Raw genomic sequence first — 6,062 nt, 5'->3', positions numbered from 1 at the left:
ATCCCGAACACGACCGTTAAGACCCCGAGCGCCGATGGTACTGCATCTTAAGGTGTGGGAGAGTAGGTCGCTGCCCGGTCTGCACGACAGATCCAACAGGAAATCCCTCCACTCAGTTCAAATACAAGAACGCCCCCGTGACACTCACGGGGGCGTTCTTGCGTCCGGTCCCAGAAATGACAACCGCCAATCCGCAGCCCAAGACCAAGACATGCTTGCGGCCGGGCGACGTAAGTTGCGCAGGGCGGGTAAGGGCCATTTGAGGTTGCGGTGTGACAGTGTCCGGAAGTTGTGGTGCCACCAGAAGATACCCTTGAGGGGGAAATTCCGGTCCTTTTTTTGGGGTCGGGTGTTTTTTGTGGCTTCTCGCGACGATCTTAAATGTTAACAGTGTGTAGCTTTGTTCACTGGGGGAATTATGAAAAAGTTATTGTTGTCTGGAGCCGCGGCGTCGTGCGCGATGCTGGTGCTGGCTCCCATGTCTTTCGCTCAGTCGGACGCACAATTGCGCTCCGAGCTGCTTCGCGCTCAAGAGCGTATCCTGGAACTGGAAGGGCGCCTTGCGTCTGATCTGCCGCCGGCAAGCGCTGATGGACAGTGTTTTGCCCGCGTGCTGGTCGCCCCGCCGCCGTCTACCTACACCGAGACCATCGAGATCTCTGCCGCGCGGACCGAGACGATCATCATCCCGGCCGTCACCGAGACGGTGTCTGCTGAGGTCGTGGCCAGCCCGGAACGTATCGAGCGGCGGATCATCCCGGCCGTTTATGACACGGTCACCGAGCAGGTGATGGTGGCGCCAGAGCGTGTCGAGCGGACATTGATCCCGGCGACATACCGGACCATTACCGAGACCATCACGATCGAAGAGTCGCGGGTCGAGCCGGTTGTCATCCCGGCTCAGTACGAAACCTATACCGAGCAGGTCCTGGTTCGTGACGCGTATACGACCTGGCAGCCTTCCGAGCCGCTGTTTGCGTCTGCGAACACCGGGGACCCGGACGCCGAGACCTTCGCGCGCCGCAACTTCTCTGCGCGCGACCTGCGCGAACTGCCGACCGGTGAAATCCTCTGCCGGGTTGAAGTGCCCGCTGAATATCAGACCGTGACGCGGACGCGCCTGGTTGCGCCGGAACGCATTGTCTACCGGACCGCAACGGGCGGAACATCGGAAAGCCCGGTGACGCTGCCGGCCCGGACTGAGACGATTACCCGTCAGGAACTGATCACGCCCGAGCAGATCAATGAGCGTGTCATCCCGGCCGAGTACGAGACCGTTACGCGCGTCGTGCTGGTCCAGCCGGAGACGATCGAAGAGATCACCATCCCGGCTGTCTACGAATCGCGCATGGTCGAGCGTATCGTGACCCCGGCCCGCGAAGAGACGACGGTCATTCCGGCCGTTACCGAGACCTATACGCGGACGTCCTACAGCGGCGACGGCAACCTCGCCTGGCGTGAAGTTCTCTGTGAGATCAACACCACGCCGGACGCCATTCGCCAGATCCAGATCGGCCTGCGCGACGCGGGTTATAATCCGGGTCCTGTGGACGGGATTTTCGACGCGCTGACCTATGACGCCATGGTCCGCTACCAGGAAGCCAATGGCCTGGTGAGCGGTCAGTTGACGCGGGCATTCGTTGAGCATCTCGATGTTCCGTGGGCGCCCCTGACCGTCAATTTCTATCCGACGATTGAATAGGCATTTTATGCTTTGGAGGCGGAGGGCAAGCTTGCTTGCCCTCCGTTTTCTTGTTTGTGGAACTGTCGCGTTGACCGGCCTTGGTGCCTCGGCATCGGCGGGACCTGTGTCTGCTGCTGAGCCGCATCCACCGTTGATCGCCGTCTATTTCCGGGCTGACTGGTGCGGCAATTGCCGAGTCCTCGAGCCGGTCTACCACTCGGCACAGGGCCTGTTGCAGGCGTCTTCGGTCGAGGTGGAATTTCTCACGCTCGATCTGACCGCGAGCGCTGACGCCTATGATGCGGCGATGTTTTCGATGCTCGATCATCGAATGGGCGATATCTACAACCGCTATCTCGGCATCACCGGGATCGTGTTCATCGCCGCCAGTGATTCCGGCGAGCTCCTCGATTGTATTACCCGCCGGGATTCGGCGACGGTCATGCTGGCGCGCTTCGAGCGGGCGCTTGAACGGGTTCAGGCGGAGCAGTCCGGTGTCCGACACGATCCGGTCGGCGCTTCGTGCCCACCCGCCCTGAGGGCGCTTCCCGGGGAATAAGTCCGCCACACAGGTCGTTGCCCGCTCACGGGGTCGGGCGCGCCGCTCTGTGGTGCCGCGTCACCGTCGGCGAGCCGGGCCCGTCCGCACAAACTGCAGGAACCTGAAATACCTGGTGCCGGCTGAGGGACTCGAACCCCCGACCCCCTGATTACAAATCAGGTGCTCTACCAGCTGAGCTAAGCCGGCATCCAGAAACGGTCTGATACGCGGGCGGGCGCGTCGCGACAAGTGTTTGCTGCAACACGGCCCGCCTTGGTGACAGGTGGCGCGGTCAGTTCTTGGCGGCGACGCCGTCGAGAACGGTCAGGAGGGCGGCCATGACCACGAAACCGGTCAGCGTGTGGGCGCCGTCGAGCACCAGCAGCATGACCGGCTGCAGGGCGTAGATGATGTCATAGCTCATCGTGGTGACGACAAATCCCGCCCACAGGAAGACGGCCCATTTGATCGCGCTCATCATGCCGTCAGCCTTCAGCGCCTTCAGGGTGAAGCCGAGAAAGCCAGCGAAGATGACCGACAACAGGAATCCCAATCCCATTGTTATGCCCATTGAGCCTTCCATCCGGGCTTCATCGGCCGGGCCGAAACCCCACAAGCCCATCCACAGGTCCGCGAACAGCACGCCGTAGAACAGCGCCCCCACCATCCAGAATGCGGCCCCGGCGACCAGTGTCGCGATTATGTTCAATCCGAAAATTCGCGGCATTTCCTGTTTCCTCCCCAAGGCAGGGCTTGTATGTCTCGCCCTGCGAGGCGGTGCCTGTGACACTCGCCTTTCACGCGAACACATTACTCCGAAATCCGCGCAAGAGAAGAATTTCGATTATGGCCCGTATACTGATCACCAGCGCTCTGCCCTACATCAATGGCGTCAAGCATTTGGGGAATCTGGCCGGGTCGATGCTGCCAGCCGATGTCTATGCGCGTTTCCAGCGTTTGCGCGGCCATGACGTGCTCTATGTCTGTGCGACGGACGAGCATGGCACACCGGCTGAACTGGCGGCGGATGCTGCCGGCATGGATGTGCGCGCCTATTGCGACGAGCAGCACGATATCCAGAAGCGCTCGGGCGAAGGTTTCTCGTTGAGCTATGATTATTTCGGACGCACTTCGAATGCCCCAAATATCCGTCTGACCCAGCATTTCGCCGCGGTGCTCGAGGAAAAGGGGCTGATTGCCGAGCGCGTCGAGGAACAGGTCTACTCGATCGATGATGATCGTTTCCTGCCGGATCGATATGTCGAGGGGACGTGCCCGCATTGCGGCTTCGAGCGCGCGCGCGGTGACCAGTGCGACAGTTGCGGGCGCCTGCTCGAGCCGACCGATCTCAAGGAACCCTATTCCAAGATCTCCGGTTCGAAGAACCTCGAGGTCCGCGAGACCAAACACCTGCACCTGGTGCAGACGCAGATGGAAACGAAGATCCGTGATTGGGTTGATGCCTCGACCGAATGGCCCAGCCTCGCCAAGTCGATTGCCTATAAATGGCTGGACGAAGGCTTGCGTGACCGCTCGATCACGCGCGACCTGAAATGGGGTGTGCCGGTTGCGCAGGGCGGGACTGCGAGGCCCGGTTTCGAGGGCAAGGTCTTTTATGTCTGGTTCGATGCGCCGATCGGATACATCGCCGCGACCGCCGAGTGGGCCGAGGCGCGCGGAGGCGACTGGGAAAGCTGGTGGCGGACCGACAAGGGCGCGGATGACGTCACCTATGTCCAGTTCATGGGCAAGGACAATGTCGCCTTCCACACGGTTTCCTTTCCGGCGACCATCCTGGGGTCTCAAGAGCCGTGGAAGACGGTCGACAAGCTGAAAGCCTTCAACTGGCTGACCTGGTATGGCGGCAAGTTCTCGACCTCGGAACAGCGCGGCGTATTCATGGACCAGGCGCTGGACATCCTGCCGGGTGATTACTGGCGCTGGTATCTGACAGCCAATGCGCCGGAAGGTTCGGACGCGGCCTTCACCTGGGAGCATTTCCAGGGGCTGATCAATTCGGACCTGGCCAATGTGCTGGGCAATTTCGTCAACCGGATCACCAAATACACGGTCTCCAAGTTTGATGCGGCGCTGCCGTCCGCCGGGACACCGGGCGAGGACGAAGCCTGGATGGCCGCCGAGCTGGACCAGCGCCTTCCGGCGCTGGTCGCCCACATGGAGGCGATGGAGTTCCGCAAGGCGGCCGCCGAAGTGCGGGCCATCTGGGCTGCCGGCAACGAATATCTCACCAAGGCCGAGCCGTGGGTGAAGTACAAGTCGGACGTCGATGCCGCCGCAGTCGGCGTGCGCACCGGCCTCAATCTGGTCGCCCTGTTCGGCATCCTCGCCCAACCTTTCATTCCGGACGCTGCGGCCAAGATTCTTGACACACTGGGTGTGCCCGATGACAAGCGCAGCTGGGAGTTTGGCGACAAGCCGGGGGCCTCGCTGCTCGACGCCCTGCCGCACGGCATGGCGATCACGCCGCCACCGGTCCTGTTCGCCAAGATCGACGATGCGCAGGTCGCTGAATGGGCCGAGCGGTTTGGCGGGGCGCCGAGCGAGTAGGCAGGAGACAGGGGCATGCGGGCAGCAGCGATCGGTATGATCATCGGGTCAGGTTGGGTTATGGCGGCCTGCGACCCGGTCACGCCAGAACAGCGCGTGGGCATTGCTGACTATTTCGACGAGGCCGCGATATCGCCGGTGTCCGCCGTGGAGCCTGATTTCACCGGCATTCCCGATTGGCGCGCCGTCGCCGCAGAGGATCTTCTGTTGATCGAACTGGCTGATGGTTTGGTCGCCATCGAGCTGGCCGACTGGATCGCGCCCAACCATGCGGACCGCATGCGACAGGCGGCCCGCGACGGCTTCTTCGACGGCCGCAGCTTCTATCGTGTCATCGACGGGTTCGTGGCCCAGGGCGGTCGCGGCGAAGACGCGGACTCGATCGATTTGCCGCAGTATCCGACGCTGGCCGGCGAATTCACGGTCGCAGCCGCTGCGGTGACATTCACGCCAATGATGGATGACGATCTCTATGCCCCGCAGGTCGGTCATGTGGACGGCTTTCCCGCCGCCACGAACGCGACGCTCGACGAAGTCTGGCCGATCCATTGCCCCGGCACCGTCGCCATGGCCCGCGACAATGACCCTGATAGCGGCGATGTGGAATTCTACATCGTGATCGGACACGGGCCCCGCCATCTCGACCGGATCATGTCTGTCTTCGGACGGGTGATTGACGGCATGGAACATGTGCAGGCCCTGCACCGGGGTGACCCGTCGGTCGATTCCGGTGTGATCGCCGACGCGGGAGCTCGTGACATCATTGTGTCAGCAAGGATCGCTTCGGACCTTCCCGTGCCCGACAGACCGGCCTATGAGGTCATGCGCACGGATGGGCAGGCCTTTCACGACGCCAAGGACAGCCGCCGCAACCGCACGCATGACTTCTTTTTTGAAACGCCGCCGCCGGTGATCGAGGCTTGCCACATGCCCGGTCCTGTGCGGATCGCTCAGCCGCAACTGGATGACTGAATTGCCGACCCGCTTTGCCCCTGCCGACATCGTGAAAATCGCGATGGATTGTGATGATCTGGACGCGCTCACCGCGCCGCTCGAGTTCGCCTCGACAGCCGATGACCCGTGGATGGTCAATGCGGGCATCTTGGCGATCGGTCATGCTGCGCGGCGGTTCAAGGCCTACCCGGCGGCCTTGAAGGACACGTTGTGGGCCCGCATTCATGACTTTCCACAAGCCGAACAGCTGCGTCCCGCCTGTTTGGCCGCGCAGGACGATATCCGTCACTTCAAGGCCAAGCCGGTTTGACCGAG

6 protein-coding genes and 1 tRNA gene are annotated in these 6,062 nt (G+C 62.0%); 5 read left to right on the top strand and 2 right to left on the bottom strand.

The features are described from left to right. The first annotated feature begins 478 nt into the window (after positions 1-478). Entirely contained in the window at positions 479-1,702 is a 1,224-nt protein-coding gene (locus tag VOI18_RS15020) for a peptidoglycan-binding domain-containing protein (RefSeq protein WP_323763225.1), read from the top strand. A gap of 106 nt (positions 1,703-1,808) precedes the next feature. Continuing rightward, positions 1,809-2,243 (top strand): thioredoxin domain-containing protein, encoded by a 435-nt coding sequence (locus VOI18_RS15015; protein ID WP_323763224.1) that lies wholly within the window; start codon positions 1,809-1,811, stop codon positions 2,241-2,243. Positions 2,244-2,356: 113 nt separating this feature from the next. On the opposite strand, the gene VOI18_RS15010 is transcribed toward VOI18_RS15015, so the two are convergent. Together VOI18_RS15010 and VOI18_RS15005 are read right to left on the bottom strand one after the other, a co-directional pair. After that, positions 2,357-2,432, bottom strand: a tRNA-Thr gene (locus tag VOI18_RS15010). 85 nt (positions 2,433-2,517) lie between these two features. Continuing rightward, positions 2,518-2,952 (bottom strand): DUF1761 domain-containing protein, encoded by a 435-nt coding sequence (locus VOI18_RS15005; protein WP_323763223.1) that lies wholly within the window; start codon positions 2,950-2,952, stop codon positions 2,518-2,520. Positions 2,953-3,071: 119 nt separating this feature from the next. Here VOI18_RS15005 and metG point away from each other — a divergent pair, with 119 nt between their 5' ends. The 3 genes from metG to VOI18_RS14990 are packed head-to-tail and all read left to right on the top strand — an operon-like array spanning position 3,072 to position 6,057. Continuing rightward, positions 3,072-4,793 (top strand): methionine--tRNA ligase, encoded by a 1,722-nt coding sequence (gene metG / locus VOI18_RS15000; RefSeq protein WP_323763222.1) that lies wholly within the window; start codon positions 3,072-3,074, stop codon positions 4,791-4,793. Between the two features lie 15 nt (positions 4,794-4,808). Continuing rightward, positions 4,809-5,765 carry a peptidylprolyl isomerase gene (locus VOI18_RS14995; protein ID WP_323763221.1) on the top strand — a complete coding sequence of 319 codons (957 nt, stop codon included), beginning with the start codon at positions 4,809-4,811 and terminating at the stop codon, positions 5,763-5,765. After that, complete coding sequence (locus VOI18_RS14990) at positions 5,758-6,057, top strand: hypothetical protein (protein WP_323763220.1); 300 nt, start codon at positions 5,758-5,760, stop codon at positions 6,055-6,057. Before VOI18_RS14995 ends, VOI18_RS14990 begins: the two co-directional genes overlap by 8 nt. Positions 6,058-6,062: the final 5 nt, after the last annotated feature.

It is taken from the genome of Maricaulis sp. (assembly GCF_034670125.1).
Classification (GTDB): domain Bacteria; phylum Pseudomonadota; class Alphaproteobacteria; order Caulobacterales; family Maricaulaceae; genus Maricaulis.
This window is presented reverse-complemented; position numbering and strand designations above follow the sequence as displayed.